Source organism: Holdemanella sp. DFI.5.55 (assembly GCF_020593575.1).
GTDB classification, from domain to species: domain Bacteria; phylum Bacillota_I; class Bacilli_A; order Erysipelotrichales; family Erysipelotrichaceae; genus Holdemanella; species Holdemanella hominis.
Genome location: NZ_JAJDMK010000324.1, coordinates 1 through 249, shown reverse-complemented (window position 1 = coordinate 249; position 249 = coordinate 1). Strand labels below are relative to the sequence as shown.

At 35.3% G+C, this 249-nt stretch carries 1 protein-coding gene; it reads right to left on the bottom strand.

Features of this window, described 5'->3' with window-relative positions:
* On the bottom strand, positions 1-249 hold a 249-nt coding region (locus tag LJE08_RS14280; protein WP_227403617.1), incomplete at both ends, for an RNA-guided endonuclease TnpB family protein.

Genomic DNA, 249 nt, shown 5'->3' with positions numbered 1-249 from the left:
TTTCTTCATTCTTATATCTGCAACAATGACAGGTTTGACTGCTCGCATAGAATGTATCTACTTTCTTGATCACCTTTCCATACCACTCGGCTTTATATTCTAGCTGTGTGGTAAACTTTGACCAGGATACATCCGATATAGATTGGGCTAGATTGTGGTTTTTAAGCATGTTGTCGACTTTTAAGTCTTCGATACAGATAATGTCATATTCTCTAATGATTCTAGTAGATAGTTTGTTGATAAAATCCA